Origin of the sequence: Rhizobium sp. Nf11,1, assembly GCF_050587665.1 — a bacterium.
In the GTDB taxonomy this organism is placed as follows: Bacteria; Pseudomonadota; Alphaproteobacteria; order Rhizobiales; family Rhizobiaceae; genus Rhizobium.
On record NZ_JBOBHU010000012.1, the window covers coordinates 78,892 to 105,378 of the forward strand.

The window sequence follows — 26,487 nt, forward strand, 5'->3', positions numbered from 1 at the left end:
TTTTGGCCGAATTTGTTGGCCATTTTTAGGTTCTTGGCTGGCCGGAAATCGATGCGTTTTCGGGACCAGCATGCCAAATTTCAATAGGTTGCAGGTGCGTTGGCCAGTACTTCGATAGATTTCTCATTAATGAATCCCAAGCGCGCCGATCGATCTGACAGATACGCCCGGCGCGCTGCATTTTAGCATCTGCGATTTCACGGAACTGACGAAGAACCGCAACAACTCCGTCAAATAACCGGCGCATGAAGCGGAACGGCGCGCGACCTCCCCAGGGAATGGCGCCTGCGCCGGTTCGAGCCGTTTTCAACCCTTGCCGGAGTTTGCCATGACCAAGCGTTTTGCCGCGACTGCCGCTTTCGTTCTCCTGTCCAGCACCCTCCCCGTCAGCGCCACCGATATCGGCGCCACCTTCGAAAGCGCCTGCCCCGTCGGCGATTGCACCGCCGGCATTTCGCTCTCCTATCTAGGTGAATTCGTCATCCCCACGGGACACATGGAAAACGGCGTCGAGTTCGGCGGCATATCAGGCCTCGATTTCGATGCCGCCACCGGCCACTATATCGCCATCAGCGACGACCGCTCGGACAAGGCGCCCGCCCGCTTCTATGAACTCGACATCGATGTCGATGCGTCGAGCCTCAAGTGCGTTTCCGTCGTCAAGCATGTGACGCTGAAAGACAAGAAAGGCGAGCCGTTCGCCGCCAAGGCCGTCGACCCGGAATCGATCCGCCTCGGCAAGGACGGCATCTACTGGGGCAGCGAAGGCGACGCCAAAGTGCTGCTGCCGCCCTTCATCCGCGTCACAGCGCCGGACGGTTCATTCATGCGCGAGTTCAAACTGCCGGAGGGCTTTGCTCCGACCGTCGACAAGTCGACCGGCATCCGTGACAATCTCGCTTTCGAAGATCTCGCCGTCGCGCCCTCAGGCGACGTTTTTGTCGGCGTCGAAGCCGCCCTCTATCAGGATGGACCGAAGCCGTCGCTGACGACGGGCAGCTTGTCGCGCATCATTCGTTATGACGGCGCAAGCGGCGAGCCGAAGGCTGAGTACGTCTATCCCGTCTCACCGATCCCGCAGGCTGCCACCAAGGCCGACGGCGGCAATGACAACGGCATGTCGGAAATGATCGCCCTTGACAATCACCGCCTGCTCGCCGTCGAGCGCAGCTACGCCGAAGGCTTCGGCAATAATGTCAAGATCATGATGATGGATCTCGCCGAGGCGACCGACATATCCGCCATCACGTCACTCGCCAAGAACGAACAGCCCGTCATCCCTGCCCGCAAGAGCCAGGTTCTCGACCTCAGAGCAATCGGCCTCGTCCCCGACAATATCGAGGCGATGTCGCTCGGCAAAGCCAAGGACGGTACCGACGTCCTTATCCTGGGGTCCGACAATAATTTCTCGACCAATCAGAAGACGCAATTCTACGCCTTCAAGGTTCTTAAGCGCCCTCGGCAGTAAGACGCCGCGTCTGACGGCCGAACAGTGATGCTTTATATCAGCTTTCACGGCGCGGACCTTGAAACCGCCGGGTTCATGGCCCATAACCAGAGTACAAGAATAAGAAGAGGCGCGCGTGGGTGTGTTCGACCGTCAGAAAACCAATCATGAGCCGCGATGGCTGGGGCCGTCGGCGCCGATGCGCACGCCGCTGATCCCCTCCATCTCTGCGGCGCGCTGGCTGCTGGTGCTGGTCGCCGCCGCCGGGGTCTATTTCTTCTACGGTTTCCTCGTCCCGGTGCTGGCAGCCCTCGTCATCGGCTTTGCCAGCTGGCCGCTCTATCGCAAGCTGCTTGCCCGCGTCGGCGGCAATACGACGGTCGCCGCCACCATCGCCATCCTCATGATCCTTACCTTCCTGGTCATCCCGATCGGGCTTGCGATCACCTATACGACGGGCGAAGTGCGCACCTGGCTCGCCTGGGCGATCCACGCCAACCGTGCCGGCGCGCCGACGCCGAACTGGATCGTCGCGCTGCCGTTTGCCGGCCCCTATCTCGATGATCTCTGGACCAAATATGTCGGCAGTCCCGGCGCTCTCGGCGAACTCATCCAGGCGATCAGCGGCGCTCATATCGGCAACATCTATCGCGCCGTTCTGGCAGCCGGCGGAGGCGCTTTCCATCTTCTGCTGACGTTGCTCTTCATGCTGATCGCGCTGTTCTTCGTCTATCGTGACGGCTTCTCTTTCTCCAAGCAGATCGACATGCTGGGCGAGCGCATCCTGCCGAACCGTTGGGAACGCATTTCCCGCGTCGTCCCGGCAACGATCAGCTCCACCGTCATGGGCATGACGCTGATTGCGATCGGCGAAGGCATTGTGCTCGGTGTGGCTTATTGGATCGCCGGCGTGCCGTCGCCGGTAACGCTCGGCGTGCTCACGGGGGTGATGGCACTGATACCCGGTGGTGCGCCGCTCTCCTTCACGCTGGTTTCGATCTATCTCCTTGCGAGCGGCTCGCACGTCGCCGGCGTCGGTCTCTTCGTCTGGGGCACTGTCGAGCTTTTCATAGTCGACAAGACGCTGCGGCCGAAGCTCGTCGGCGGCCCGATCAAGCTGCCCTTCCTGCCGACCTTTTTCGGCCTTGTCGGCGGCGTCAAGACGATGGGTTTTCTAGGCCTCTTCATCGGTCCGGTGCTGATGGCGCTGATCGTCGCTATCTGGCGCGAATGGATCCACGAGGCCCGCAACGCCGAGAGCAGCGAGAGGGTGCCGCAGATCGTCATCGACGAACAGGCACCCCCGCCGTCCAAGCCGATCCCGCGCGTCGCCGAAGGCTGAACTACTTTTGGTGAGGCCTATCCCAGCCGCTTTTCCATGAACAGGCTAAGTGGATCCGGCAGATAGGTGCCGAAAGCCTCGATCTCCCGGTATCCGTATTTGCGGTAGAGGGCGATCGCCTCCGGCTGATAGATGCCGGTCTCGAGCCGGATCGCCGTCAGCCGCTTTTCCCCCGCGATCGCCTCCAGCGAATTCATCAATCCGCTCGCGATCCTCAATCCCCTCGCCTGCGGGTCAACGAACATGCGCTTGATCTCCGCCGTGCCGTCGCCGGCCTCGACCAGCGCGCAGCATCCGACGATCGCCCCCTCATTGCGGGCGACGAAGAAGCTTACCGAAGGTTTCTCCAGCAAGGAGAGGTCGACCATGTGGTTGCTCTCCGCCGGATAGAGCGACGCTGCATAGGCGTCGGAAAGATCGAGAAGGCGGATGACGCCGTCCTGGCGCGGCGGCTCCTGGGCGATAGTGACGGACATGATGGTTTCCAATGTTTGCGGGAGGTGCAAATTTTTGCTGACATGACGAAGAGTTAATGCCTTCGCCTTGTTTCGGTTGGAATTGCGCCGTCTAAGGCGATCTCAGTTCAATAGCCAAGGAGGCAGAATATGCAAGCGGTGCTCATCGCAATGACCATTCTCGGTTGCGACGATTCCGTCAGCCAATGCAGCTATGTCGCAACGGTCGACAAACGCTGGGAAACCGTTGCCGCTTGCGATGCCGAAGCCGAACGCCGGCTCAAGGCCTATGCCAATGTCAGCTATCCCTCGGTGATCGCCGTGTGCGAGGCGCCGAGAGCGCTTGCCGCCGCCGAACCGCCGAAACCGGCGCCCGTGCCTGTCGCCGCGGCCGACACCGCTCCGGTGGCACCCGAAGAACCAAGAGGCCTCGCCGGTTTTGCTGAAAACATCGCCGGCCAGGTCCGTTCACATCTGCCATCCGGCAGAGACGTCAAGGAGACGCTTTCCAAACCCGTGCATTTCGTATCCGCAAGCTATTCCTGAGTGGTGACCCGGCTGAACGACTAAGCCGCCGCAAGCGCCGCATAGACACGGGCCGATTGGCGCTGTTCGGCGACATGAAGCTTTTCCACCATGTCGAGCAGTTCTCCGGCCGCGCCGTGTGCGCCATGGTGATGGCGGAATTGTTCGAGAAGACGGCCGCCGACCGTGCCCAGCATGCTGCCCGGCGCCTTTCGAGCGGCCTCGCGCCATAGAAGCGTCGCCTCGACGAAGATCACGCTGATATCCCTCGGCAGGCCGGCAGATTCGTAGAGGGCGCGAACCGCGTGCATGCGCCCGGTTGCCAGGATCGAGCGCACCCTGCGCTCGCTGCACGCTGTCAGATCGACGATTGCAGCAGCGAAGAAGTCCAGCTTGCCGGCGCAGAGCGCATGCATCAGCAAGGACGGCGTCAGGCGGCCATTGAGGCGCAGATGTTCGACGAGATCCGGGATCTCCCGCGGCGCGATATCACCGGCGATGGAAACGATGGCTGCCTCGGTCGCCTCGCGGCTGATGCGCTGGAGCCGCTGCAGGCCGATCGCCGCCTGCGCCAACGGCAGGCCGACCAGCGCATTGCTGACATGCTGGGTGAGCAGCTGGCGGGCATCGGCCGGAAGATCGCTGCGGTCGAGCAGCAGGTTGCGAATATCGCAGCAATCGCCAAGCCGCTCGGCGATGCGTTTCAACGATTGGCTGGAGATGGCCGCGCCGTCGTTTTCGAGCAGGCAGAGCACTTCGTCTCCATCGCCGACCTCCGCAAGTGCAGCCGAGACCGGGCGCGTGACATGGGCCCTGGCCGCGATCAGCATGCGGGTGGCGCCGTTGCCGCGCGCAGCGAGGTCGACGAGATCGGCGTCGCTGAGAAGCGGCGAACAGGTGACGGCGTGGCAGGCAACCTCGGGCTGGTCCGCGGCGAGCGAAAGGATCAGGCTGCGCGGCGCGTTGGGCGACCAGGCGATCGCCTCGGCGAGCGCAAGCCGCACACGCGGCGACGGGTCATCGAGAAGAAAGGTCATCGCCATCTCGGCTGCCGCCCGCTCCTCCCCGCTCATCTCGGATTGCAGATAGGCTCGACCGAGTGCGTTCGCGGCCCGGGCCCGATCTCCGGTCTTGGCCGTTTCGATCCAACGAAGGAAAGCTTCTACGATCACGCGACGCCCCAGCACTTGAACGCGATTCCTTCGCGTTTCATTCAATGCTGTGACCGTAGCGACAAAAGGTTTAAGATTGGTTCACCATATTTCTTAAGCCTTTCTATGCCTTGCCCTCAGGCTCCCGCCTTTGGTATCTGCGGCCGGAACATCTCGAAAACATCGCTGCCTTCGCTGTAATCCATGTAGCCCATTCGGGCGACAGGGCGGGCGATCGACATGTCGAGGCGGCCGTCCCTGACGATCGCCTCGTCGATATGGATGCCGACCACCTCGCCGAAGACGAGGACGTTTTCAGACGGCGCGCCCGATAGCGTTTTCGGCTCGATGATTTCGGTGACCCTGCATTCGAGCACGGCATAAGCCTCGCCGACATAGGGCGAGTCGATCAGCTTGGACTGTTTCGGCGTCAGCCCGGCGAAATCGAATTCGCTGTTGCCGTAGGGCAGCGCCGCCGAGGAGAGATTCATCTTTTCGGCGAGATCGCGGCTGACGAAATTACAGGTGAAGGCGCCGGTTTCCCCCGCATTGCGCTGGCTGTCCTTGCGGCCGGCGGAAGAAAACATCACCAGTTTCGGCCGGTCGGCGACAGCGTTGAAGAAGGAATAAGGCGCAAGATTGATCGAGCCGTCTCTGCCCTTGCTGCCGATCCAGCCGATCGGCCGCGGCGAAACGATCGCCTTGAAGGGATCATGCGCGAGGCCATGCCGGTTGCTGTCGGTGGTGTAGAACATCAGTCCGCTCCCCCGACCCAGGTCACGGTATCGGCAAGCTCCGGCCGCGGCCGCTCTATCGCCGGGAATGTCGTCGAGCCGATATGGATGAAGCCCGCCACCTTTTCGCCGGGACCGACGCCGAGCAGAGGATAGGCGCGCTCATCATAGGCGAACCATTCCGTCAGCCAGTTGGCGACATAGCCGTTGGCATTGGCGGCAAGAATGACGTTGAAGCAAAGCGCGCCCGCCGACATGACCTGCTCCCATTCCGGGATCTTGATGTGCGGCCCCGCCTTGCTGACAACGGCGACAACCACGGGCGCGCGGGTGAAGCGGGTGCGCTCGACCTGGATCATCTCTTCGGAAAGGTCCGGCTTTGCCTCGAGCGCCAGTTTGAGAAGCTCCTCGCCGAGCCGCGCACGCTCATCTCCGCGATAGACGATGAAGCGCCAGGGAGCGATCTTGCCGTGGTCGGGAACGCGCGAAGCGAGCCGCAGGATCTCTTCGATCTCGGCCTTTTCCGGGCCCGGTTCGCACATCTGAAAAGCGGGAATTGAACGGCGCACGGCGAGGTAATCGATCAGCTTGATATCGGATTTCATGCGGGAGAAACTTTCATTTTTATGCTGCTGCAAAGCGTGGGTCTTGAATTTGCCATCGCGTTGGTCTTGAAGTGGCCTTTGCGATTTCAGAAGTCAATCGGTTCACGAAACAGATGTTTGGCATTTCGCCTCTTGCACGCATCGGCCTCGCCATCGCCCTGATGGTATTGATGCCCCTCGGCGCCGGTGCGCAGGATGCCTTCAAGGATTTCAAACAGCTCGACTCGACGTCGAAGATGCCTAAGCTCAATGCCTTCATCGCGCCCGGCGCCGCGCCTGAGGGCGCCAAGCTGCGCGACGTCGCGATGGAAGCCAAACTGACGGCCGACGGTACGCCTGTCGAGGATGGCCTTTCCTGGTATGTCTTCAGCCCGATCGCCGGCGCCGACGGCAAGCTGCCGCTGATCGCCAGCGCCAAGGGCGGACCCGCCGCCTTCCAGCTCGCTCCGGGCGATTATTTCGTCAATGTCTCCTTCGGCCGCGCCGGTGTCACCAAGAAGCTGACCGTGCCTGCTGACGGCGAGGTCGACAAGCAGGTGATGGTCCTTGATGCCGGCGGCCTGCTGCTCAATGCCGTCTCCGGCACTGATGCCCGCATCCGCCCCGACCAGCTGAGCTTCTCGATCTATTCCTCGGAAGTGCGCGACGATGGCGAGCGCGGTCTCGTGATGGCCGACGTCTCGCCGAACACCGTCGTGCGCCTCAATGCCGGCACCTATCACATCGTTTCCGAATATGGCAGCGTCAACGCCGTCATTCGAGCCGACATCCAGGTCGAGGCCGGCAAGCTCACAGAGGCAACGATCCAGCACCGCGCCGCCCAGATGACCTTCAAGCTGGTCTCCGAATCCGGCGGCGAGGCGATTGCCGACACGGCCTGGTCGATCCTGACTGCAGCCGGCGACAGTGTCGGCGAAAGCGTCAGCGCCTTTCCGACCATGGTCCTTGCCGAAGGCGAATATTCTGCCATCGCCCGCAACAAGGACAAGATCTATCAGCGCGATTTTACAGTGGTTGCCGGCCGGAATACCGATGTAGAGGTTCTGATGAAGGACCAGGAGCCGCAGCAGCCCGAGAGCCCGGCGGCCCGCACGGTGCAGCAGGCGCCAGCCGGCACGCCGCCGCCTCCGGGTGTCCAGTCGGCTCCGAAGGAGCCTCTGCCCTCCTACGAACAGCTCGTGCCGCAGGGCGGCGGCGACGGCGCCAGCCTGGATTGATTCTACCGGGCAACTTCTGTGCGTGCCAGCGATCAAGCCGATCGGCCGGCGCTCTGCAGCGCCGCGCGTCTGATCAGACCCGCAAAGGACGCTGTCATTTTGGATCTACGCATCAGCCGATGCCCTAGTAGGCGCGGATTTCATTCATCGACAGGAAGATCTGGAAGTGCAGACGGGAGGCGCACGGGCGGCTGCCCTTCGCGAAAGAAATTTCCGACAGCGCCGAAGTCGGCGCTGTCGTATTCCCCCTATTTTCAGGCCGCCTTGGCTTTCTTTGCGTCGGCCTTGCGACGGATGTCGGGCGGCGTGGCCTCGAGGGTGAGGCTCTCGACGGCGGCGTCAAGCTCCATCGAAACCTGGTCCTGGCTGCCGAGGCGGCGGATGTTGACCGTGCGCTCCTCGGCTTCCTTCCTGCCGCAGACGATGATGACAGGAACCTTGGTGACGGAATGCTCGCGGATCTTGTAGTTGATCTTCTCGTTGCGGAAGTCGGTCTCGACGTTGAGACCGGCCTCGCGCAGCGCCTCGGCCACTTCAAGCCCGTAGGCATCAGCCTCCGATGTGATCGTTGCAACAACCACCTGCAGCGGCGACACCCAGAGCGGCATATGGCCGGCGAAGTTCTCGATCAGGATGCCGAGGAAGCGTTCCATCGATCCGCAGATGGCGCGATGGATCATCACCGGTTGCGTCTTTTCGGAGTTGCTGTCGATGTAAAAGGCGCCGAAGCGTTCCGGCAGGTTGAAGTCGACCTGCGTCGTGCCGCATTGCCATTCGCGGCCGATCGCATCCTTCAACGTATATTCGAACTTCGGACCGTAGAAGGCGCCCTCGCCCGGCAGGATGCCGGTCTTGATGCGGCCCTCTGACTGAGCCTCGATCGTCTTCAGCACATCGGTCATGACGGCTTCGGCGCGATCCCAGAGGGCGTCGGAGCCGACGCGCTTTTCCGGACGGGTGGAAAGCTTGACGACGATTTCCTTGAATCCGAAGTCTTCATAGACCGACAGGATCAGGTCGTTGATCTTCAGGCATTCGGCGGCCATCTGCTCGTCGGTGCAGAAGATATGCGCATCGTCCTGGGTGAAGCCGCGCACGCGCATCAATCCATGCAGCGCGCCCGAAGGCTCGTAGCGATGCACCAGCCCGAATTCCGCCAGACGGATCGGCAGCTCGCGATAGGACTTCAGGCCATGCTTGAAGATCTGCACGTGGCCGGGGCAGTTCATTGGCTTCAGCGCGAAGACGCGGTTGTCCGCGTCCTTGTCGTCGGGATGCGTCATCGCATGCGCCGATTTTACGGCGAACATGTTTTCCTGATACCAGCCCCAGTGACCGGAGGTTTCCCAGAGCGACGTATCGAGCACCTGTGGCGCGTTGACTTCTTCATAATCGACGGCAAGCCGACGGCGCATATAGGCGACGAGCGTCTGAAAGATACGCCAGCCCTTACCGTGCCAAAAGACGACACCCGGGCCCTCTTCCTGGAAATGGAACAGGTCCATTTCGCGCCCAAGCTTGCGGTGGTCGCGCTTTTCGGCTTCCGCCAGCATATGCAGGTAATTGTCCAGATCGGCCTGATCGGCCCATGCCGTGCCGTAGATGCGCGATAGCATGGCATTGTTGCTGTCGCCGCGCCAATAGGCGCCGGCAACCTTCATCAGCTTGAAGGCCGTGCCGACCTGGCCGGTGGAGGCCATATGCGGGCCGCGGCAGAGATCGAACCAGTCGCCCTGATGATAGATCTTCAGATCCTGCCCTTCCGGGATCGCATCGACGAGCTCGACCTTGTACTGTTCGCCCTTGGCGGCAAAGACTTGCTTGGCCTTCTCGCGCGACCAGATCTGCTTGGTGAACGGCGCGTTACGGGCGATGATCTCCTTCATCTTCTTTTCGATCTTCGGCAGATCGTCGGGCGTGAAGGGTTCGTTCTTGGCAAAGTCGTAATAGAAGCCGTTCTCGATGACCGGGCCGATCGTCACCTGAGTGCCGGGCCAAAGTTCCTGCACGGCTTCGGCCATCACATGCGCGGCGTCATGGCGGATGAGCTCCAGCGCGCGGGGGTCCTTGCGGGTGATGATTTCGATCCTGCCGTCGGTCACGGCATCGGAAAGGTCGCGCACGGCGCCGTCGATCGCGATGGCGACGGCGCTCTTCGCAAGCGACTTGGAAATGGATTCGGCGACATCCCTGCCGGTTGCGCCAGCCGGGAAGCTGCGCACGGAGCCATCGGTAAATGTCAGGGAAACGGATTGGGACATCGAAATTCTCCTTGTCCAGTCCCGCCAACGAATGCGGGTGGTTGAAACGACGCGACACCCAAGCGGGAGCCGCTGCCGCCTGATACTCAGATTTCGCCTGGGAGTAAAGAAGCAGCCGGCTCACATGATCATTTGCGCAAGACCGCAAACGGTGTTCCAGTTGCGCATCGTTCCGACGCCAAGCCGCTTGGTCGTCAGCGCCGAAAGCAGTTTCGATTGGCTCGGTTTGCCGGCGAAATCGATCCAGAGGTCGCCGCCGACGACGGCGATGCGTTGCCCTTCCGCCATCAGCGGCTTCAGCGCCTCCACCTTCTCAGGATCGATCGGCAGGCGCATCACCCGGACGATCACCTGGTCGCCGCTGCCGTCCCTGAAGGGGTTGGTGCCGCAGAGCGCCATCCAGGTGCAGTCGCTGCGCACGATGATATCGACATGTTTGCCGAACTTTTCTTCAAAGGCCTCTTCGAGCGCAACCTCGAGTTCGTGCGGACGCATTTCGTCGGCCTCGAAAACGAGATTGCCTGTTGAAACCAGAGTGCGCGGCTCGCGATAGCCGAGCTCTCTGGCAAGCGCGCGCAAGTCTTCCATGATCACCCGGCGACCTGGCGCCAGGACGATGCTGTGCAGCAGGGCGATGAACGTGCTCATGGCCGCCAGAACTCCGCTGCTCCTTCTGGCAAGGTCTGTAGCACCCTGTCGAATGCCGTTTCGTCGACTCGTTTTCGCACGGCCGCCGCCACGTCGCGAATGGCGGTGTCGGGAGAGAAATTGTGGTCACTCCGCAGTGACTGAACTTCGCGAGTCATCGTCCTGCGATCCTCGAAGGGACGTTTGACCTCATCGGGATCCCAGTCGGCGACGAAAATCGCCCGCAGCACCGGCGGCAGCAGATTGGCAAAGCGGATCGCCTCCTCGATATCAAGCCGTCGGCGAAACGTCTGGAAGACACCCTGGGTCATCGTATAGATCGCATTTCGGCTGTCGATCAGCGTATCGGTGCGGACGTCGTCAAGGTAGGCGTCGAAATCTGAGGATGCACGCCTGTACTCGCCGGGCATCGTCATCATCCTCACCCTCTTTTGCGTCCGAGCGAGAGATACCGCCACGGTGTCCACCAGCGGAAGCCGTCTCCGAGCACTTCCGGAACCGGATCGAGGCCGCTGGTGCCGCCCGGGCCGCAACGGCCCACTCGAAACAGCGTCATCCAGCCGCCGGCCCATAATCCGTGGCGGGCGATCGACTCGTAACCATATTCCGAGCAGGTCGGGACATGGCGGCAGGAATTGCCGACAAAGCCGGAAAGAGTCAGCTGATAGAGGCGGATAAACCCCATGCCGAGCAGGCGGTCCGGGGTCTTGCGAAACGGTCCGCTATAATTGCGGGAGTAGTGCGCAGTTCTCGCGTGCGGCCGTCTCGATGCGGCCGCGCCGCCATCGTCCTCATCGTCAGCATGCCGGACGCAAGACTCGCACATTTCGGTTACGCCTCGACAACTTCCGCTCGTTTCGCCTCGATCTGCCCGATCGCATCGACGACGGCGTCGAAGGTCAGCATCGTGGAAGCGTGACGAGCCTTGTAGTCCCGCACGGGCAGGAGATAACGCATGTCTTCGAACCGTCCGCTGGGCCCTGCCCCGTCCGCCTTCAGCATGGCGAGCATGTCCAGTCGCGCCTGCCGCAATTCGCCCGATGTCGCGCCGACGACATGGCGGGCCATGATCGAGGACGAGGCCTGGCCGAGCGCGCAGGCCTTCACCTCATGGGAAAAACCGGTCACGACATCGCCATCCATCTTCAGCCAGATCCGCACCTTGGAGCCGCAAAGCCTGGAATGCGCCTGGGCGGTCGCATCGGCATCATCAAGCATCCCGGTCAACGGAATATTGCCGGCGAATTCGAGGATTTTGCTGTTGTAGATGTCGTCCATGCTGGATTTCCGCTCCAAAATCGCTGCGGATCGGCCTAAATAGGCCTGTCATTGTCGTTGAAACAAAAAACACACCGTGTCATCCGAGGATACTTACATATAATGGCCGTCTTCCTATATGTATGTCGTTCCAAGGCCATGAAAATGCAATGGCCTTGTCTAAGTTTGATTGGGAAACCGTGCCGGATGGGCGCTTGAAATCAGCCCTGAAAGCCCCGGAGCCTGCCAAAGGTGCATGAACTCCCGCATGGGACTGACCAGTGGCGATTCCGACAGATGGGTCCGCGATGCGGGCCAGGAGACCATTGATCATGGACGCCATCGTAAAGAACTTTCCGCAGCCGAACCGTGAATCGGACCGCCCCTCCCAGCAGGAAGCGGAAGAAGCCGTTCGCGTTCTGTTGCGCTGGGCCGGTGACGATCCGACGCGCGAAGGCCTCATCGAGACGCCGGCTCGTGTCGCCAAAGCGTACCGAGAGCTTTTCGCCGGTTACGACATGGCGCCGGAAGACGTGCTCGGCCGAACCTTCGAGGAGGTCGCCGGTTACGACGACATGGTCCTCGTCAAGGACATTCCGTTCTACTCGCATTGCGAACACCATATGGTGCCGATCATCGGTAAGGCGCATGTCGCCTACATGCCTGATGGCCGCGTGCTCGGCCTGTCGAAGATTGCCCGTGTCGTCGAGATCTATGGCCGGCGCCTGCAGACCCAGGAAACGATGACCGCGCAGATCGCCCGGGCCATTGACGATACGCTTAACCCGCGCGGTGTTGCCGTACTCATCGAGGCCGAACATATGTGCATGGCGATGCGTGGCGTTCAGAAGCAGGGTTCGACCACCTTGACCACGACGTTTACCGGAACGTTCAAGACCGAGCCGGCCGATCAGGCCCGTTTCATGAGCATGGTGCGGAGCCGCTGATACCGGCTCCCTCAGGAGGGCCGCAATGAGTCAACTGATCTTCAATCAACCATCCGAGGACAAGTCGGCGTTGGAAGACGCCGGCGATTTCACACCGCGTTTCGATGACCGTGGCCTGATCACTGCGATCGTCACCGACGCCGGCGATGGCGAACTGCTGATGGTGGCGCATATGAATGCCCAGGCCCTGGCGTTGACCATCCAGACGGGCACGGCCCATTACTTCAGCCGGTCGCGCGGCAAGATCTGGAAAAAGGGCGAGACCTCGGGCAATCTTCAGACGGTGAAGGAAATTCGCACCGATTGCGATCAGGATGCCATATGGCTGAAGGTCGAGGTCGCCGGCCATGACGCGACCTGTCACACCGGCCGCCGTTCCTGCTTCTATCGGACGGTGACGCTGCGCGACGGAAAGCCGATGCTCGACATCGTCGATGACGAGCGTCATTTCGATCCGCAGGACGTCTACGGAAAATAGACTGAACTATACTCGCATTTGCCCCTTATTGTGCCAGAAACCAGTTCTATATACCATTTGGCAACCGATCGGGCACACTATCAAGACTTACGTGTTCTACTGGAGGGGAGAGCGCAATGCTGAACTGGAGTCTGCACCGTCAAAGCGCTGAAGGCGAAGGTTCCGGTTCTGGCATGGCGACGATACTCGAGACAATCCCTGCGCCCGCGCCTGTCACCAGAATCAAGATCGCGCTCGCTCTTGGCGGCGGCGCGGCCCGCGGCTGGGCCCATATCGGCGTCTTGCGTGCTTTGGACGAAGCAAAGATCGAGATCGGCATGATCGCCGGCACATCGATCGGCGCGCTGGTCGGCGGCTGCTATCTCGCCGGCAAACTCGATGAACTCGAAAGCTTTGCGCGCTCGCTGACCATGCGCCGCATCGCCAGTCTGCTCGATCTGACGATCGGCGGCAGCGGGTTGTTCGGCGGCATGCGGCTGACCAAACGCATGCAGGAGCATCTCGAGGGCCTGAACGTCGAGGATCTGGACCGGCCGTTCGTCGCAGTCGCGGCCGAGGTCAATACCGGCCACGAGGTCTGGATCGCCAATGGTTCGCTGATCACGGCGCTGCGCGCCTCCTATGCGCTACCCGGCATTTTCGAGCCGGTCCGCAGCAATCACCGCACGCTGGTCGACGGCGCGCTGGTGAACCCGGTTCCCGTCTCCGTCTGCCGCGCCTATGAGCAGCCGCTGGTCGTCGCCGTAAATCTCAATTACGATCTCTACGGCCGCTCGGCCGTCGTCCGGCACAATGCCAGCCTCTCGCAGCAGGAAGTGCAGAAACAGGAAGAAGCGCCCTATGCCCGCCTCGGCATGACCGGAGTCATGGTGCAGGCCTTCAACATTATCCAGGACAGAATTGCCCGCGCTCGCCTTGCCGGCGATCCGCCCGACATTTCGCTGCAGCCGCGCCTGAGCTATATCGGCCTCTCGGAATTCCACCGCGCCGGTGAGGCCATCGAGCGGGGCTACGAGGAAGCCAGAGCCAGGCTTCCCGAGATCAAGCGCATGCAGGAAGTCTACGCCAGCGCTCCGTGACGCGTCGCCCCGACAGGAGCGACAGCACATTTGAACGAACAGCCGGACCCTCAGCCGGCAATATAGGCTTTGATGTCCTCGGCTTCGCGCTCGACTTCGGCGATGCGGGATTTTACCACGTCGCCGATCGAGATGATGCCGGCAAGCTTGCCGTTGCTTTCCACCGGTACGTGGCGGAAGCGGCGGCTGGTCATCAGTTCCATCAGCTCGTTGACGGTCGTCTCCTCGTGGCAACGGTAGACTTTTGAAGTCATCACCTGCGAGAGCGGCTGATCGAGACTCCCCTTGCCGTGTTTGGCGATGGCATGCACGAGATCGCGCTCTGTGAACATGCCGGATATCCGGTTCTCCATGCCGACGACAACGATGGCGCCGATCTTCTTCTTGCTCAGAATCGCGGCTGCCTCGGCGACGGTGGTGTTCGGCCCGGCGGTGACGACGTCCCTGCCCTTCAGGTCGAGGATTGCTTTGACTGAATTGGTCATTCGAACCTCCTTTGTCGAGCCTGTGACATGTGTCATAGGCATCCACGACGGCTTCTCCCCCCAATCGCGGATCGTTCGATGGTGCACCGCCCGGCTCAGGATTGCAACATATCCTTCTCCGCTCCCTTCGGTTCTGCAGGCGGCCGTGGCGCCCGGTCGAACAACGAAAACAAAAGGAATCCGAAGACGAAGCCGCCAATATGCGCATCCCAGGCGATCTCCTGGTCGCTGTCGCCTACGAGCGGAATGCCGACGGCGATCAGGGCGTTACCGACCAGCCAGAGAAGAATGAAAATGACGACGGTCCGGCTCTTCAGGGCGTCGACGACAGAAAGTCGGGCGTTGAGATGCGCAACCGGCATCGGTCGCCGATCGGCCGGAAAGGCGAATCGGCAGGCGGCCCCCATCAGCCCGGAAATGACGCCCGACGCGCCGATCAGCAGCGATACGTCTCCCCAATTCAGGATCGCGTGCAGGGCGGCGGAAGCGGCGGCGGACAAGATCCAGAAGAACAGGAAGCGTAACGTCCCGATGCGGCGCACGACCGGTGCGCCGAAGGCCATCAGCCAGAAGGCGTTGAATAGGATATGCTGGGCGCTGCCGTGCAGCAGCGAATAGGTAACGGGCGTCCAGAACAGCTCCAGCCCCTGCTGCGATAGCGGAATCACGTAGCGAGCGGGGACGAAACCGAAGGTAAACAGCAGCCAGCCCACCGCATCGTCCGATAGAACGAGCGCCTGCACTGCATAGATGAGGATAAGCAGGCATAGGCTGAAGAGCAGCGCCGGCGGAAGGTTGAAGACCGGTACGCGCGGGGGCCGCGCCGGCGGCTCGGCCTCGGAAGGTTCGGGCGCCTTGTCTGGCGCGCCCGTCTGCTCGTTCATCTTTATCGCCTCGTTGAGGCCTCAGCCATACAGGAGGCATGACCAAAAAAAAAGCCGCCCGTAGTGCCGGGCGGCGTAACCCGAATTCCTGGAAAGACCCCGGATCGGCAGATTGTGCTGAACTCCGAAAGTCGGAGCGATGGCTGGACATTGTCACGATAGACGCCGCGCCTCAACCGAAACCCTTTCTTAACCTTAACGGCCCGGATCTGGCATGAAATCCGCAAGGTAGAAGCTGTACGGGCAATGACTGCCCGAAAATGCTCCGGAATGGGACAGGTTGGTGTGAAATGCGTGTGCAAACGACCATCGAAATTTTTGACTACTGGAACCATATCCGCGGCGCCGCCGATGCGCCGCTGAAATCACAGGTTGAACCCTCTGCCGTTCCCCATCTTCTGCAAAGTCTCTTTATCCTTGAGGCGCGCGACGACGGAGACATCGTTTTCCGGCTCGCCGGCACCCGCATCTGCGATTTCTTCGGGCGCGACCTGCGCGGTGAACATTTTTCATCCCTCTGGGCGCATGGCCAGCATGCGGACATCGAACGCACGGCGATGGGCGTTATGGACCATGCCATGCCGGCCCTGTTCAACACCACCGGCTACAGCACCGTCGGTCATCAGGCCTCCTTCGAGATCATCATGATGCCGCTGCGCTCGTCTAACGGCGCCTGCGACCGGCTGCTCGGCGCGATCGCACCGACGGCGGCTGCGAGCTGGCTGGAGATCGTGCCGCTGGAATTCCTGGCGCTCGACCGCAGCCGTCTGCTGCCCGAAAAATTCAGCAAGGCCACGCCGGCCGAACTGCGCTCGATCAACGAGGTCGTCGCGGCAAAAGGCATCGGATTCGGCCAAGCCATGCGCCGCATGGTGTCGCAGTTGCTGAGCGCCGAGGCGCGTTAAAGCGTCTCGTTTCGGGACACGGCGCGCACTCGTTTTCGGCTATGTCACAATAGGGCGAAACAACCTTCTGTTAATGGATTGGAGGTAAGGATTAATCTCTCCAGTTTTCATGAAGAAGCCCTTTGATGCACTCGTTCCAGCCAGCTCAGACGCAACGACCTGCGCCGCGCCCTGAACAAGGCGTTTTCCAGCGTGTGCCGATCAATATGCAGGGCCGGCTCATGCTTGCGAATTACGAGGAATTCGAATGCATGGTGATCGACATGTCGCCCGGCGACATGTACGTCACCTGCTCCGGCCGGCCGCGCGCCAACGAACGCGTTGTCGCCTATATCGACCATCTCGGGCGCGTCGAAGGTTACGTCCAGACACTCGACGGCCGCGGATTCACCATGTCGATCAACGCCACCGAGCGCAAGCGCGAGAAGCTCGCCGCACAGCTCACCTGGCTTGCCAACAAGCACGAGCTCGGCCTGCCGGAAGATCGTCGCCACGACCGTCTGACGCCGCGTGATACGAAGACCGAACTCACGCTCGAGGATGGCACGCGCTATACCTGCCGCATCATGGACCTGTCGCTGTCCGGCGCCGCCATCGACGTCGAAATGCGTCCCTCGATCGGAACGGCGGTGCGCCTTGGCAACATGCGCGGCCGCGTCGTGCGTCACTTCGTCGAAGGCGTGGCGATCGAATTTCTGTCGATCCAGTCCCGCGAGACGCTGCGCGAATTCCTCTGACAGCCTGAAAAAACCGATGCCCTGCCGCGAGCCTTTGTGGCGGGTTCATTGGTGACGGACAGCGCCGAAAGCGTTTGTCAAATCGGAGCCGCACCGGGTCTGTCGTGCACCGGGTCAGGTCGTGTTGAAACGCACAAGCCTCCCCGCAAGCGATCTGCAAGCGGGCAGCAAATCCGGCTTTGGAAGATTGGCGCGAGTCTTGTCGCAAGTCCTTCCAACCAGTAAGAACATAGAGTTATGAGTGGAACAACCTGCGACATCGTTCGCCCGGAGCAGGTCGCGTGAAATCGGGCAGGATTGTTTTGGCCGGCAATTCCCGTCCTGTCATCCGTCCTCCCTTCGTCATGGATATGATGAATAAGCCTATCTCGACCGCAGGTGCACCGATGCCAGCCCTCTATCCGGAAATCGAACCCTATGATCACGGCATGCTCGATGCGGGCGACGGCAACCTGATTTATTGGGAAGCCTGCGGAAACCCGATGGGGCGACCGGCACTCGTCCTGCACGGCGGGCCGGGTTCGGGCTGTTCGACCGCGGCGCGCCGCCAGTTCGATCCGGACGCCTATCGGATCATCCTCTTCGACCAGCGCAATTGCGGCCGAAGCCTGCCGAGTGCAGCCGATCCCGAAACCGATCTCTCCCGCAATACGACCTGGCATCTCGTCGCCGATATCGAAAGGCTGCGGCTCTTCCTAGGCATCGAGAGCTGGCTGCTGTTCGGTAACTCCTGGGGCTCGACGCTGGCGCTCGCCTATGCCGAATCGCATCCACAGTGCGTCAGGGCGATTGTCATATCGGGCGTGACCACCACGCGGCGATCGGAAATCGACTGGCTTTGCCGCGGCATGGCGCCGCTTTTTCCCGAAGAATGGCACCGCTTCCGTCAGGGAATCCCGTCCGGCACGCCAGGGCTGGACGACGACATGGCCAGCGCCTATCACCACCTCCTCAACGATCCGGACTCTGAGACGCGTCTCAAGGCGGCGCGAGACTGGCATGATTGGGAAGCAGCCTCGATCCTGCTCGCCGGGGAAGGACTGCCGCGCCGCTGGGCCGATCCGGCTTATGTGCTGACGCGCGCCCGCATCATCACCCACTACTTCGTCAACGGCGCCTGGCTGGAGGATGGCGTGCTCCTGAAGAACGCCGCGCGGCTTGCCGACATTCCCGGCATCCTGCTGCAGGGGCGGTTCGACATCGAGGCGCCGCTCGTCACCGCCTGGGAACTGGCCCGCGCCTGGCCACAAAGCGAACTCGTAATCCTTCCGCACGCTTCCCATTCCACCGCAGGTCCCGACATGAGCGCAGCAATCGTCGCCGCCACCGATCGATTTCGCGATTTTTCTCAAAAATAATTTTAATGCCGGACGCCGGAATCCGAGCGATATTCTGCTTTCGGCCCATTCCAACCGATCGATTCCACCGGCATTTCCGCCGCACACGTCCCGCCGTAGCGCCGCCGGCACTTATCCGGCCCAGCGAAAACTCTTAACGCCGCGACGGCGACGCAGGCTTTCCGTGGACGAAGTCCTTGTCGCGCCCATTACAATTTTAATCGATTTCGACTCAAATACGCACTGAAGTTTATTCGCATTCGAGCCAAGTTTTATCGGCATTTGAATCAACTAAGACTTTAATTCTATTGCGTAATTTTGCGTGAGATAAAAACGTCCGTGTCATTGTCGCCTCAACTTAGGGGAGACGGCAATGACGACTGCGAACATCCTGAAAGGCGGCCTTCTGGCTAGTGCGATCATGATGGGAATGGCGGGCTCCGGACAGGCAACGCCCGCCAGCATGGCACTGGCAGGCAATGCCAGCCCGCCGATCGGACACTACGAATTCTGCAAGGCCAATCCGACGGAATGCGCCTATGCCGGCGGCGATGCCGGGCCAGCCGTCCTCACGGAGGACCGCTGGAAGGAAATTCTCAAGGTCAACTACACGGTCAATTCATCGATCCAGCCGGAGACGGATGAACAGATCTATGGCGTCGAAGAGCGCTGGGCCTATCCGACCAGCGTCGGCGATTGCGAGGACTATGCCCTGCTGAAGCGCAAGATGCTGATCGAGGACGGCTTCTCGCCATCCGACACGCTGATCACCGTCGTGCTGCAGCCGAACGGCGAAGGCCACGCTGTGCTGACCGTCCGCACCGATCACGGCGACTTCATTCTCGACAACATGCGCAACAAGGTGCTGCTGTGGTCGGACACCGAATACACCTATCTGAAGCGCCAGTCCGCCAGCGATCCGGCCCGCTGGTCGAAGCTTCAGGACGGCCGCGCTGTCGCCGTCGGCAGCGTCAGGTAAGCCAGCCCGCCGGCAAAGCCGGCACAGGTTTCGGCCCGGTCAGTCCCCGCATCCCGTCCCCGACCGGTGCCCAAGAGCCGTTCCCGCTGTCCCGGGAACGGCTCGCTCATTTTTGGGACAAGGGTCCATCCCGGTACAACTGCGACCCGAAATCTTAGCGAAGTATTAACCCTGCCGGCTCGATCATGGCGATGAGATTCATCATCGGCACCGGCGGCTCATGTTCTTCCTGCGGCGGACCGAAACGCGAAGAACCGCCATGAGCCAAGCCGCCCAAAGCGCACCCGACGAGCAGCCGCTTCTTTCGAGGAGGTTTCTTCTGCGCACGATGGCGGTGATTTCAGTCCTGGCGGTCCTGACCGTCGCCATCAGCATCGCCGGCCGTTGGTTCGGCCGGCATATCTCCCTTGCCGGCAACACCGACAGCACGGCTGAAATCACGCTGACCATCGGCCGCGACACAGTGAAATTCCCCGAAAATGCCATCCGCTTCCCGAGCCAGAGACATGACGGCGCTGCCGAGCGCGTCGATCTCTACCTCGCCTGGCCCTCCATGCAGGGTTACGGCAAGGACAACCATCTGCGATTCGACGATATCGCCCAATCCTCCGGCCTCATCTTCCTGCAGATCGCCCAGAGCACCATGTCCCGCGACATGTCCGGTCGGTTGGAGCCGATCTATTCGCATCTGATCGAAGGAGCAGCCGAGCCTTTCCGGGACGGCTTGGCACTCCATCGACTTCGCGCCGACGCCGGTTACGGCGGAGAAGTGCTGCTCACGGCACCGGTCACAGGCGGGCCGGACTACGTCGTGCGCTGCATATTGCCTTCAACTCCGGACAAGGCTGCAAGCGGAGATTGTCAGCGCGACATCAAGATCGGCAAGGATCTCAGCGTCCTCTACCGCTTCTCCAGCAGCCATCTCGCCGACTGGGAACATATTGATGCCGCGATCCGCCTCTTTGTGGAAGCGCGTCTCGTGAACCGTTCTGTGACAAGTCCCTAAAATGCTGCCGGACAAGGATTGAAACGATTCATCATAAACGGATTGGTAACGCTGAATCGGTAACTTCAAAAGACGAGCTGTGCGGCGGGGGGTGTGCGGTTCCTGCCCAATATCTGAAATGCAAAGCGAAGAGTGGAATAGTGTCAAGGTCAGTCTCCTCCGTATCATCGTCCCGGTCCGGCAGCTTCTTCGCGAAGCTCCTGGCGATCCTTTCGATGGCTCTCACGGTCGTCCTGGTTGATTCGGTCAATGCCGACGCGGAGGCGGCCAATCCGAAATATGCGGGCATCGTCGTCGACGCCAAGACCGGCAACGTTCTCTACAGCGAGAATGCCGATCGGCTGCAATACCCAGCCTCTTTGACCAAGATGATGACCCTTTATATGACCTTCGAGGCCTTGGAGCAGGGTCGCATCCGCCTCGATACACCGGTTCCCTTCTCCGCTCATGCGGCCGCCCAGGCGCCGACCAAGCTTGGCGTGCGTGCCGGCGGCACAATCACCGTCGAGCAGGGCATCCTCGGTCTCGTCACTCTGTCGGCCAATGATGCGGCAACCGCGCTTGGCGAGATGCTCGGCGGCAGCGAAGACCGCTTCGCCCAGATGATGACCGCCAAGGCGCATGCGCTCGGAATGACGCGCACCACCTATCGCAACGCCAACGGCCTGCCGAATACGGCGCAGATGACGACGGCGCGCGACCAGGCCCGCCTCGGCATCGCCCTTCGCCAGCACTTCCCGCAATATTACGGCTATTTTTCCACCCGCGCCTTCAAGTTCGGCACCCGCACGATCCGTAGCCACAATCGGCTGGTCGGCTCCGTGCGCGGCGTCGACGGCATCAAGACCGGTTATACGCGCGCCGCCGGCTTTAATCTGGTGAGTTCGGTGCAGGTCGACGGCAAGTCGATCGTCAGCGTCGTGCTCGGCGGCACTTCCGGGTCGGCTCGCGACGCCCAGATGCGCAACCTGATCGCCACCTACCTGCCGAAGGCGTCGAGCCGCGGCGGAAATTCGGCGCTGGTGGCCCAGACAGCCCCCGCCCCTGAAATGATCGAAACCCCCGCTCCGGTTCAGCCGCAGAAGGCCCGGCAGCAGGTCGCTTCACAGCAGGTTGCCCCCCAGCAGGTCGCAAAGACGATCACCGCGGCGCAGCCGCCGGTTTCTGCCGCTGCAGCCGATCTCAGCCTGCCGCATAAGGGCCCGCTGCCGGATGCGCGCGAGGTGGCCGAGACCGAGGTTGCCTATACCGAAACATCGGCGCCGAAGTCCGACAACCCGCTGGTCGCCCAGACGATGCCGGCGCCGACCAGGGTCAAGACCACGAGCTTCAAGCAGCAGGCTCCGGTGGCCGCACCGGCTGCCCAGGACGACGCCGCCGTCGACCACGTCACGACCGCTTCGACCAGCAGCACCCCGGCAAGCGCCGCACCGGCGGGCTGGGTCGTGCAGGTCGGCGTCTCGCCGAGCCGCCAGATGGCCATGGACCTCCTGGAGAGCGCCAAGAGCAAGGGCGGCAAGGCGCTGGCCTCGGCAAAGCCCTTCGCCGTTGCCTATGGCGCTGGCAGCGACCAGGTCTACCGCGCCCGTTTCGGCGGCTTTGACGGTCAGCGCGATGCGGTCAACGCCTGCAAGGCCTTGAAGAAGGCCGGCATCAAGTGCTGGGCAGCCGCACAATGAGCTATTCGGTGCTGCCTGCGACAAGGCCGGCGGCACCCCTAACGGCCGGAATCGGTGTTTGCGTTTCCGGCCACCGGTTTTGAACTCGATCAGTAGTGCGTACGGGGAAAACAATGGCGATCAATGAGAATGTTCCGGGAATGCCAGCAGACCGCCGCGGCGGGGCCAAAGGGCGTTCACCCCTGCATCCGCTGCACGAAGCGGCTCTGCGACTTGCCGAAATCGGTCTGCAACGACCGAGGGCGAAGTCTGCCAAGACCCGGGATCTCATCAACCTGCTGCTTTGCCACGGCGCCCGCGCCTGGCGCTATTCGCAGCCGGAAGCCCACATTCATCTGCATGTGACGTCGCCGGACGGCAGCGCCCCGGTGCAACTGCGTCTGCGCTGAAATCCACAGGCCGTTGTCCGAAACCGGCATCAGGGCGATAAAATTAGAGCAGGCCGAGCTCTGTCAGCTCGCGGCGCAGCTCCGCGGGCATTTCGGCGATCCCGGCGCCCAAGCTCGTCAGATCGGCCGGCACGTCGTCCTGCGTATAGTAGCGCCAGCCCTGGAAGGGCCGCTTCGGCTGCACCGCGGTTTCGACGACCTCCGGGCCGAGCATCAGGCGGCAGCGTGAAATTCCTTCATCGTCGGTGAATGTTTCGATGTCGAGCAGCCTCTGCCTCGCCTGCACCTGTCCCTTGATCACCCAATAGAGCGAGCCGCCGTCGAGAAGCTCCTCCATGCGTTTGGGCACCATGCGCGTCGTGTGAACCGAATGCGGTTCGAGCCCGGCGGCTATGGCGCGCAGCGAGCGCTCCGCCACCCATTCGCGCAGATCCTCGATCGAGTCGGCGCCGACACAGAGTTTGATGAGATGCAATGCCATGCCGCCGTTGAAATCCTTTTGGCGGCGGGCGTCAAGTGTGAAGCTGTGGAGTTCGCACGCTCAGCATTCGACGACGTTGACGGCCAGGCCGCCGGTCGAAGTTTCCTTGTATTTCTCGCTCATGTCGTGGCCGGTCTGGCGCATCGTCTCGATACAGGCGTCGAGCGGCACGAAATGCTGGCCGTCGCCCTTGACGGCAAGCGATGCCGCCGTGACGGCCTTGACGGCGCCAAGCGCGTTGCGCTCGATACAGGGAACCTGCACGAGGCCTGCGACAGGATCGCAGGTCATGCCGAGATGATGTTCTAGCGCGATCTCGGCGGCGTTCTCGATCTGCTCCGGCGTACCGCCCATTACGGCCGCAAGGCCCGCAGCCGCCATCGCCGCGGCCGAGCCGACCTCGCCCTGACAGCCGACCTCGGCGCCGGAGATCGAGGCATTGTGCTTGATGATCCCGCCGATCGCCGCAGCCGTCAGCAGGTAATCGCGGATGCCGTTCTGGTCCCAGTCCTCGTGGAAATGCTCGTAGTAGCGGATCGTTGCCGGAATGACGCCGGCCGCGCCATTGGTCGGCGCGGTGACGACGCGCCCGCCCGCCGCATTCTCCTCGTTGACGGCCATTGCATAGACGCTGAGCCAATCATTGGCGAGCAGCGGATTGACGCGGTTGCTGCGCCATTCCTCCTGCAGCTTATCGTGGATGCGGCGGGCACGGCGCTTGACGTTGAGACCGCCGGGCATGACACCTTCGACCTTGAGGCCGCGCTCGATGCAGGAACGCATTGCTTCCCAGATGCGGTCGAGCCCCTGATCGAGCTCTTCACGGCTGCGCTGACTCTCCTCGTTCGCCCGCTTCATCTGCGCGATCGAAAGCCCCGAGCGCTCCGCCATGTCAAGCATCTGCTTGGCGGTCGAGAAGGGATAGGGCACGCGCACGCCGCCCGTCGCATTCTTCTTCGCCCGCATCTGCTCCAGCTCGGTGTCGGTAACGACGAAGCCGCCGCCGACCGAATAATAGATGCGCTTGAGGAGCAGCCGGCCGTCCTTGTCGAACGCGGAAAAGATCATACCGTTAGCATGGCCGGGCAGTGGCTGTTTCTTGTCGAAGATCAGGTCGGTCTTCGGCTGGAACTGGTATGCCGGATGGCCCGCAGGTGTGATGCGGCCGGTGCGCTCCACGGTATCGATGATTCCGTCCATCCTGTCGGGATCGACACTGTCGGGCGCCTCGCCCATCAGTCCGAGAATGACAGCCCTGCCCGTGCCATGACCGATCCCGGTATGGGCGAGCGAGCCATGCAGGCTGACCTTGATCGCGACGACCTGAGCGCCCGATGACGGGCGCGGCCATTCATTCGACAGCATCAGGTCGAGAAACCTGTTGGCGGCCGACATCGGACCCATCGTGTGCGAACTCGACGGTCCGACACCGATCTTGAACACGTCGAATACCGAAAGAAACATGGATGCGCCTTCTGAACACTGGAATGCAAATTTAAACGGCGCCGGTTTCGGATCCAAGCGGCGAACCGACATCGCATGGAGTCGGTGCGACATTTCACATTAACGCAGAGCCCTGAAAATCGAAATCGCTTTTCAAAGCGGTATATCGCCCCGGGCGCGCCCTGCCGGTCATTGCAGCATCGCGGCGCATATGTAAGGTGGCCGCATTCATGCGGAGACTGAATCGTTGATGACGACGGCGGATTATATCGCTCTGGCCTTCTTTGCCTGTGTCTGGGTGGGTTATTCCTGGCTGCTGAAGGGCCGCACCTTCTTCGGCCGCACCAGCCTGACCCACGCGATGACCGAACGGCGGCGGGAGTGGATCTACAATTCGCTGCGCCGCGACCTGAAAATGATCGACACGCAGATCATGGCCGGACTGCAGAACGGCACGGCCTTTTTCGCCTCAACCTCGATTTTCGCGATGGGCAGTTGCTTCGCGCTGCTCGGCGCAACGGAGAAGGTCGACGCAGTCTTTGCCGACCTGCCCTTCGTGCTCCATGGCGGCCACGCCGCCTTCGAGATGAAGGTCGGTGGCCTGGCGGCGCTTTTCGGCTATGCCTTCTTCAAGTTCGGCTGGTCCTATCGGCTGTTCAATTACTGCACCATCCTCTTCGGCTCCATCCCGATGATGCGCGAAGCCGAGAGGGACATTATCGCCGCCGAGCGGGCCGCCGAACGCGTCATCCGCATGAATGTCATCGCCGGCAGCAATTTCAACGAGGGCCTCAGGGCTATCTTCCTGTCGATCGGCTATCTCGGCTGGTTCATCAACCCTTACGTCTTCATGCTGACGACGGCGACCGTGATCTTCGTGCTGACACGGCGGCAGTTCTTCTCGCAGGCGCGGCTGGCAATCATGGATGCCGGCCCGCCATCAAATCCACACCTTTCTGCTATTCGCCGCGATATGCCATCGAACGACGGAAATGATTTGACCGGGGGACTTTGATGACAATGCCGGCAATGCAGGCCGATGGGGTGGCAAGACCGCCGCGCATCGGCCTATTGGATACGGCGCGCGGCGTCGCATTGATCGCCATGGCGAGCTACCATTTCACCTGGGACATGGAGTTCATGGCCTATCTGGCGCCGGGCACGGCCGAGACCGGCTGGCTGAAGATCTATGCCCGGGCGATTGCCACGACCTTTCTCTTCATCGTCGGCATCAGCCTGGTGCTCTCCAGCACGCCGACAATTCGCTGGCCGTCCTTCTGGAAACGTGTCGGCATGATTGCCGCGGCGGCTGCGGTCATTTCGATCGCCACCCGCATCGCGATGCCGGACACGTGGATCTATTTCGGCATCCTGCATTGTATCGCGGTGCTCACGCTCATCGGCGTCGTTTTTGTCAGATTGCCGCTCGCCTTCACGCTCCTCGTCACAGTCGCGCTCCTTGCCGCCTGGATTCTCGATAATTTCGGCACACCGGGCCTTCTCCGCTCATCCTTCTTCGATCCGAGATATCTCGCCTGGATCGGGCTTGCCGAAACGCCGCAACGCTCTAACGATTATGTGCCGCTGTTTCCCTGGGCTACGCCGTTTTTCGTGGGCTTGAGCAGCGCCTTGATTGCCATCAGAACCAGGCTGCCGCATCGGCTCGCGGCCATCGGCACAGGCTCCTGGTGGCCGGCGAAGCTTGGCCGCCACAGCCTTGCCTTCTACCTCGTTCATCAGCCGGTGCTGATCGCGATCGCTTACGGACTTTCCCTTGTCGTCCCGCCGCCGCAGCCGGATCCGGTCGAAACTTACCTTGGGCAATGCAACTCCGCTTGCGTCATGCAGCAAGGCGAAGCCCTCTGCCGCAGCTTCTGCCAGTGCACGCTCGACAGATTGCAGGCTCAGGCGCTGCTGACACCGCTGCAGGCGGGCAAGATCGATCTGCAGAGCGATGAGCGAGTCCAGACGATCGCCGGCGAATGCAGCGCCGAGGCGCAATAAAGGTTCGGCGCC

General features: G+C 61.7%; 29 protein-coding genes. 16 read left to right on the forward strand and 13 right to left on the reverse strand.

What is annotated here, in order from left to right; translation table 11 throughout:
- The first annotated feature begins 328 nt into the window (after positions 1-328).
- On the forward strand, positions 329-1,468 hold the full coding sequence (locus ACQ7C1_RS18700) for an esterase-like activity of phytase family protein (protein ID WP_430959383.1): 1,140 nt from the start codon (positions 329-331) through the stop codon (positions 1,466-1,468).
- A gap of 115 nt (positions 1,469-1,583) precedes the next feature.
- A complete protein-coding gene (locus ACQ7C1_RS18705; RefSeq protein WP_430959384.1) occupies positions 1,584-2,789 on the forward strand; it encodes an AI-2E family transporter in 1,206 nt (401 codons plus the stop codon).
- A gap of 17 nt (positions 2,790-2,806) precedes the next feature.
- Here the strand turns inward: ACQ7C1_RS18705 and ACQ7C1_RS18710 are convergent, their stop codons facing one another.
- Entirely contained in the window at positions 2,807-3,265 is a 459-nt protein-coding gene (locus ACQ7C1_RS18710) for a GNAT family N-acetyltransferase (RefSeq protein WP_430959385.1), read from the reverse strand.
- Between the two features lie 129 nt (positions 3,266-3,394).
- Here ACQ7C1_RS18710 and ACQ7C1_RS18715 point away from each other — a divergent pair, with 129 nt between their 5' ends.
- On the forward strand, positions 3,395-3,790 hold the full coding sequence (locus tag ACQ7C1_RS18715; protein ID WP_430959386.1) for a hypothetical protein: 396 nt from the start codon (positions 3,395-3,397) through the stop codon (positions 3,788-3,790).
- Between the two features lie 20 nt (positions 3,791-3,810).
- Here ACQ7C1_RS18715 and ACQ7C1_RS18720 read toward each other — a convergent pair whose 3' ends face one another.
- The 3 genes from ACQ7C1_RS18720 to ACQ7C1_RS18730 form a co-directional block, all read right to left on the reverse strand.
- Positions 3,811-4,956: a DUF2336 domain-containing protein gene (locus ACQ7C1_RS18720; protein ID WP_430959387.1), complete on the reverse strand. Its 1,146-nt coding sequence runs from the start codon at positions 4,954-4,956 to the stop codon at positions 3,811-3,813.
- A 101-nt stretch (positions 4,957-5,057) separates the two neighbouring features.
- Entirely contained in the window at positions 5,058-5,675 is a 618-nt protein-coding gene (locus tag ACQ7C1_RS18725; RefSeq protein ID WP_430959388.1) for a flavin reductase family protein, read from the reverse strand.
- On the reverse strand, positions 5,675-6,259 hold the full coding sequence (locus ACQ7C1_RS18730) for a nitroreductase family protein (RefSeq protein ID WP_430959389.1): 585 nt from the start codon (positions 6,257-6,259) through the stop codon (positions 5,675-5,677). Before ACQ7C1_RS18730 ends, ACQ7C1_RS18725 begins: the two co-directional genes overlap by 1 nt.
- A gap of 113 nt (positions 6,260-6,372) precedes the next feature.
- Here ACQ7C1_RS18730 and ACQ7C1_RS18735 point away from each other — a divergent pair, with 113 nt between their 5' ends.
- A complete protein-coding gene (locus ACQ7C1_RS18735) occupies positions 6,373-7,476 on the forward strand; it encodes a hypothetical protein (RefSeq protein WP_430959390.1) in 1,104 nt (367 codons plus the stop codon).
- A gap of 254 nt (positions 7,477-7,730) precedes the next feature.
- Here ACQ7C1_RS18735 and thrS read toward each other — a convergent pair whose 3' ends face one another.
- From thrS to ACQ7C1_RS18760, 5 genes are all read right to left on the reverse strand, one after another.
- On the reverse strand, positions 7,731-9,737 hold the full coding sequence (gene thrS, locus ACQ7C1_RS18740; RefSeq protein WP_430959391.1) for a threonine--tRNA ligase: 2,007 nt from the start codon (positions 9,735-9,737) through the stop codon (positions 7,731-7,733).
- 120 nt (positions 9,738-9,857) lie between these two features.
- Positions 9,858-10,385, reverse strand: a complete 528-nt coding sequence (locus ACQ7C1_RS18745; protein ID WP_430959392.1) for a DUF1697 domain-containing protein — start codon at positions 10,383-10,385, stop codon at positions 9,858-9,860.
- Positions 10,382-10,810 (reverse strand): DUF2267 domain-containing protein, encoded by a 429-nt coding sequence (locus tag ACQ7C1_RS18750; protein ID WP_430959393.1) that lies wholly within the window; start codon positions 10,808-10,810, stop codon positions 10,382-10,384. The genes ACQ7C1_RS18745 and ACQ7C1_RS18750 overlap by 4 nt, the downstream gene beginning before the upstream one ends.
- Positions 10,807-11,211, reverse strand: coding sequence for a membrane protein insertion efficiency factor YidD (gene yidD, locus ACQ7C1_RS18755; RefSeq protein ID WP_430959394.1), 405 nt, complete (start codon positions 11,209-11,211; stop codon positions 10,807-10,809). Before yidD ends, ACQ7C1_RS18750 begins: the two co-directional genes overlap by 4 nt.
- Before the next feature lie 5 nt (positions 11,212-11,216).
- Positions 11,217-11,663 carry an iron-sulfur cluster assembly scaffold protein gene (locus tag ACQ7C1_RS18760; RefSeq protein ID WP_430959395.1) on the reverse strand — a complete coding sequence of 149 codons (447 nt, stop codon included), beginning with the start codon at positions 11,661-11,663 and terminating at the stop codon, positions 11,217-11,219.
- A gap of 311 nt (positions 11,664-11,974) precedes the next feature.
- Here ACQ7C1_RS18760 and folE point away from each other — a divergent pair, with 311 nt between their 5' ends.
- The 3 genes from folE (at position 11,975) to ACQ7C1_RS18775 (ending at position 14,146) form a co-directional block, all read left to right on the forward strand.
- Entirely contained in the window at positions 11,975-12,589 is a 615-nt protein-coding gene (folE, locus tag ACQ7C1_RS18765) for a GTP cyclohydrolase I FolE (RefSeq protein ID WP_097599323.1), read from the forward strand.
- A gap of 25 nt (positions 12,590-12,614) precedes the next feature.
- Positions 12,615-13,067 carry a phosphoribosyl-AMP cyclohydrolase gene (gene hisI / locus ACQ7C1_RS18770; RefSeq protein ID WP_085778238.1) on the forward strand — a complete coding sequence of 151 codons (453 nt, stop codon included), beginning with the start codon at positions 12,615-12,617 and terminating at the stop codon, positions 13,065-13,067.
- Between the two features lie 116 nt (positions 13,068-13,183).
- Positions 13,184-14,146: a patatin-like phospholipase family protein gene (locus ACQ7C1_RS18775; RefSeq protein ID WP_085778239.1), complete on the forward strand. Its 963-nt coding sequence runs from the start codon at positions 13,184-13,186 to the stop codon at positions 14,144-14,146.
- A gap of 50 nt (positions 14,147-14,196) precedes the next feature.
- Here ACQ7C1_RS18775 and ACQ7C1_RS18780 read toward each other — a convergent pair whose 3' ends face one another.
- On the reverse strand, positions 14,197-14,631 hold the full coding sequence (locus tag ACQ7C1_RS18780) for a CBS domain-containing protein (protein ID WP_430959396.1): 435 nt from the start codon (positions 14,629-14,631) through the stop codon (positions 14,197-14,199).
- A 95-nt stretch (positions 14,632-14,726) separates the two neighbouring features.
- Positions 14,727-15,515: a rhomboid family intramembrane serine protease gene (locus ACQ7C1_RS18785; RefSeq protein WP_430959397.1), complete on the reverse strand. Its 789-nt coding sequence runs from the start codon at positions 15,513-15,515 to the stop codon at positions 14,727-14,729.
- A gap of 260 nt (positions 15,516-15,775) precedes the next feature.
- Here ACQ7C1_RS18785 and ACQ7C1_RS18790 point away from each other — a divergent pair, with 260 nt between their 5' ends.
- The 7 genes from ACQ7C1_RS18790 (at position 15,776) to ACQ7C1_RS18820 (ending at position 22,547) form a co-directional block, all read left to right on the forward strand.
- On the forward strand, positions 15,776-16,420 hold the full coding sequence (locus ACQ7C1_RS18790) for a PAS domain-containing protein (RefSeq protein ID WP_176536290.1): 645 nt from the start codon (positions 15,776-15,778) through the stop codon (positions 16,418-16,420).
- A gap of 125 nt (positions 16,421-16,545) precedes the next feature.
- Entirely contained in the window at positions 16,546-17,157 is a 612-nt protein-coding gene (locus ACQ7C1_RS18795) for a PilZ domain-containing protein (protein ID WP_085778243.1), read from the forward strand.
- Positions 17,158-17,543: 386 nt separating this feature from the next.
- Positions 17,544-18,515, forward strand: a complete 972-nt coding sequence (pip, locus tag ACQ7C1_RS18800) for a prolyl aminopeptidase (protein WP_430959398.1) — start codon at positions 17,544-17,546, stop codon at positions 18,513-18,515.
- A gap of 352 nt (positions 18,516-18,867) precedes the next feature.
- Entirely contained in the window at positions 18,868-19,473 is a 606-nt protein-coding gene (locus ACQ7C1_RS18805) for a transglutaminase-like cysteine peptidase (RefSeq protein WP_221112463.1), read from the forward strand.
- A 220-nt stretch (positions 19,474-19,693) separates the two neighbouring features.
- Positions 19,694-20,479, forward strand: coding sequence for a hypothetical protein (locus ACQ7C1_RS18810; protein ID WP_430959399.1), 786 nt, complete (start codon positions 19,694-19,696; stop codon positions 20,477-20,479).
- A 140-nt stretch (positions 20,480-20,619) separates the two neighbouring features.
- The gene (locus ACQ7C1_RS18815) at positions 20,620-22,158 is read left to right on the forward strand and encodes a serine hydrolase (RefSeq protein WP_430959400.1); all 1,539 of its coding nucleotides are present in this window, start codon (positions 20,620-20,622) and stop codon (positions 22,156-22,158) included.
- A gap of 113 nt (positions 22,159-22,271) precedes the next feature.
- Entirely contained in the window at positions 22,272-22,547 is a 276-nt protein-coding gene (locus ACQ7C1_RS18820; protein ID WP_430959401.1) for a hypothetical protein, read from the forward strand.
- A 43-nt stretch (positions 22,548-22,590) separates the two neighbouring features.
- On the opposite strand, the gene ACQ7C1_RS18825 is transcribed toward ACQ7C1_RS18820, so the two are convergent.
- Both ACQ7C1_RS18825 and ACQ7C1_RS18830 read right to left on the reverse strand, forming a co-directional pair.
- On the reverse strand, positions 22,591-23,028 hold the full coding sequence (locus tag ACQ7C1_RS18825) for a DUF1489 family protein (RefSeq protein ID WP_430959402.1): 438 nt from the start codon (positions 23,026-23,028) through the stop codon (positions 22,591-22,593).
- Between the two features lie 60 nt (positions 23,029-23,088).
- The gene (locus tag ACQ7C1_RS18830; RefSeq protein WP_430959403.1) at positions 23,089-24,492 is read right to left on the reverse strand and encodes an L-serine ammonia-lyase; all 1,404 of its coding nucleotides are present in this window, start codon (positions 24,490-24,492) and stop codon (positions 23,089-23,091) included.
- A gap of 229 nt (positions 24,493-24,721) precedes the next feature.
- Here ACQ7C1_RS18830 and ACQ7C1_RS18835 point away from each other — a divergent pair, with 229 nt between their 5' ends.
- Entirely contained in the window at positions 24,722-25,486 is a 765-nt protein-coding gene (locus ACQ7C1_RS18835) for a DUF599 domain-containing protein (protein ID WP_430959404.1), read from the forward strand.
- Positions 25,486-26,475, forward strand: a complete 990-nt coding sequence (locus tag ACQ7C1_RS18840) for a heparan-alpha-glucosaminide N-acetyltransferase (protein WP_430959405.1) — start codon at positions 25,486-25,488, stop codon at positions 26,473-26,475. Before ACQ7C1_RS18835 ends, ACQ7C1_RS18840 begins: the two co-directional genes overlap by 1 nt.
- The last annotated feature ends 12 nt before the right edge of the window (positions 26,476-26,487 follow it).

Bases quoted from the DNA above. Each gene is read 5' to 3' on its own strand.
- pip (WP_430959398.1), top strand. From the start codon at position 17,544: ATGCCAGCCCTCTATCCGGAAATCGAACCCTATGATCACGGCATGCTC.
- ACQ7C1_RS18810 (WP_430959399.1), top strand. From the start codon at position 19,694: ATGTTCTTCCTGCGGCGGACCGAAACGCGAAGAACCGCCATGAGCCAA.
- yidD (WP_430959394.1), bottom strand. From the start codon at position 11,211: ATGTGCGAGTCTTGCGTCCGGCATGCTGACGATGAGGACGATGGCGGC.
- ACQ7C1_RS18760 (WP_430959395.1), bottom strand. From the start codon at position 11,663: ATGGACGACATCTACAACAGCAAAATCCTCGAATTCGCCGGCAATATT.
- ACQ7C1_RS18730 (WP_430959389.1), bottom strand. From the start codon at position 6,259: ATGAAATCCGATATCAAGCTGATCGATTACCTCGCCGTGCGCCGTTCA.
- ACQ7C1_RS18785 (WP_430959397.1), bottom strand. From the start codon at position 15,515: ATGAACGAGCAGACGGGCGCGCCAGACAAGGCGCCCGAACCTTCCGAG.
- ACQ7C1_RS18795 (WP_085778243.1), top strand. From the start codon at position 16,546: ATGCACTCGTTCCAGCCAGCTCAGACGCAACGACCTGCGCCGCGCCCT.
- thrS (WP_430959391.1), bottom strand. From the start codon at position 9,737: ATGTCCCAATCCGTTTCCCTGACATTTACCGATGGCTCCGTGCGCAGC.
- ACQ7C1_RS18825 (WP_430959402.1), bottom strand. From the start codon at position 23,028: ATGGCATTGCATCTCATCAAACTCTGTGTCGGCGCCGACTCGATCGAG.
- ACQ7C1_RS18820 (WP_430959401.1), top strand. From the start codon at position 22,272: ATGGCGATCAATGAGAATGTTCCGGGAATGCCAGCAGACCGCCGCGGC.
- ACQ7C1_RS18775 (WP_085778239.1), top strand. From the start codon at position 13,184: ATGCTGAACTGGAGTCTGCACCGTCAAAGCGCTGAAGGCGAAGGTTCC.
- hisI (WP_085778238.1), top strand. From the start codon at position 12,615: ATGAGTCAACTGATCTTCAATCAACCATCCGAGGACAAGTCGGCGTTG.
- ACQ7C1_RS18715 (WP_430959386.1), top strand. From the start codon at position 3,395: ATGCAAGCGGTGCTCATCGCAATGACCATTCTCGGTTGCGACGATTCC.
- ACQ7C1_RS18725 (WP_430959388.1), bottom strand. From the start codon at position 5,675: ATGTTCTACACCACCGACAGCAACCGGCATGGCCTCGCGCATGATCCC.
- ACQ7C1_RS18780 (WP_430959396.1), bottom strand. From the start codon at position 14,631: ATGACCAATTCAGTCAAAGCAATCCTCGACCTGAAGGGCAGGGACGTC.
- ACQ7C1_RS18790 (WP_176536290.1), top strand. From the start codon at position 15,776: ATGCTCCGGAATGGGACAGGTTGGTGTGAAATGCGTGTGCAAACGACC.
- ACQ7C1_RS18745 (WP_430959392.1), bottom strand. From the start codon at position 10,385: ATGAGCACGTTCATCGCCCTGCTGCACAGCATCGTCCTGGCGCCAGGT.
- folE (WP_097599323.1), top strand. From the start codon at position 11,975: ATGGACGCCATCGTAAAGAACTTTCCGCAGCCGAACCGTGAATCGGAC.
- ACQ7C1_RS18700 (WP_430959383.1), top strand. From the start codon at position 329: ATGACCAAGCGTTTTGCCGCGACTGCCGCTTTCGTTCTCCTGTCCAGC.
- ACQ7C1_RS18805 (WP_221112463.1), top strand. From the start codon at position 18,868: ATGACGACTGCGAACATCCTGAAAGGCGGCCTTCTGGCTAGTGCGATC.
- ACQ7C1_RS18710 (WP_430959385.1), bottom strand. From the start codon at position 3,265: ATGTCCGTCACTATCGCCCAGGAGCCGCCGCGCCAGGACGGCGTCATC.
- ACQ7C1_RS18840 (WP_430959405.1), top strand. From the start codon at position 25,486: ATGACAATGCCGGCAATGCAGGCCGATGGGGTGGCAAGACCGCCGCGC.
- ACQ7C1_RS18735 (WP_430959390.1), top strand. From the start codon at position 6,373: ATGTTTGGCATTTCGCCTCTTGCACGCATCGGCCTCGCCATCGCCCTG.
- ACQ7C1_RS18830 (WP_430959403.1), bottom strand. From the start codon at position 24,492: ATGTTTCTTTCGGTATTCGACGTGTTCAAGATCGGTGTCGGACCGTCG.
- ACQ7C1_RS18835 (WP_430959404.1), top strand. From the start codon at position 24,722: ATGACGACGGCGGATTATATCGCTCTGGCCTTCTTTGCCTGTGTCTGG.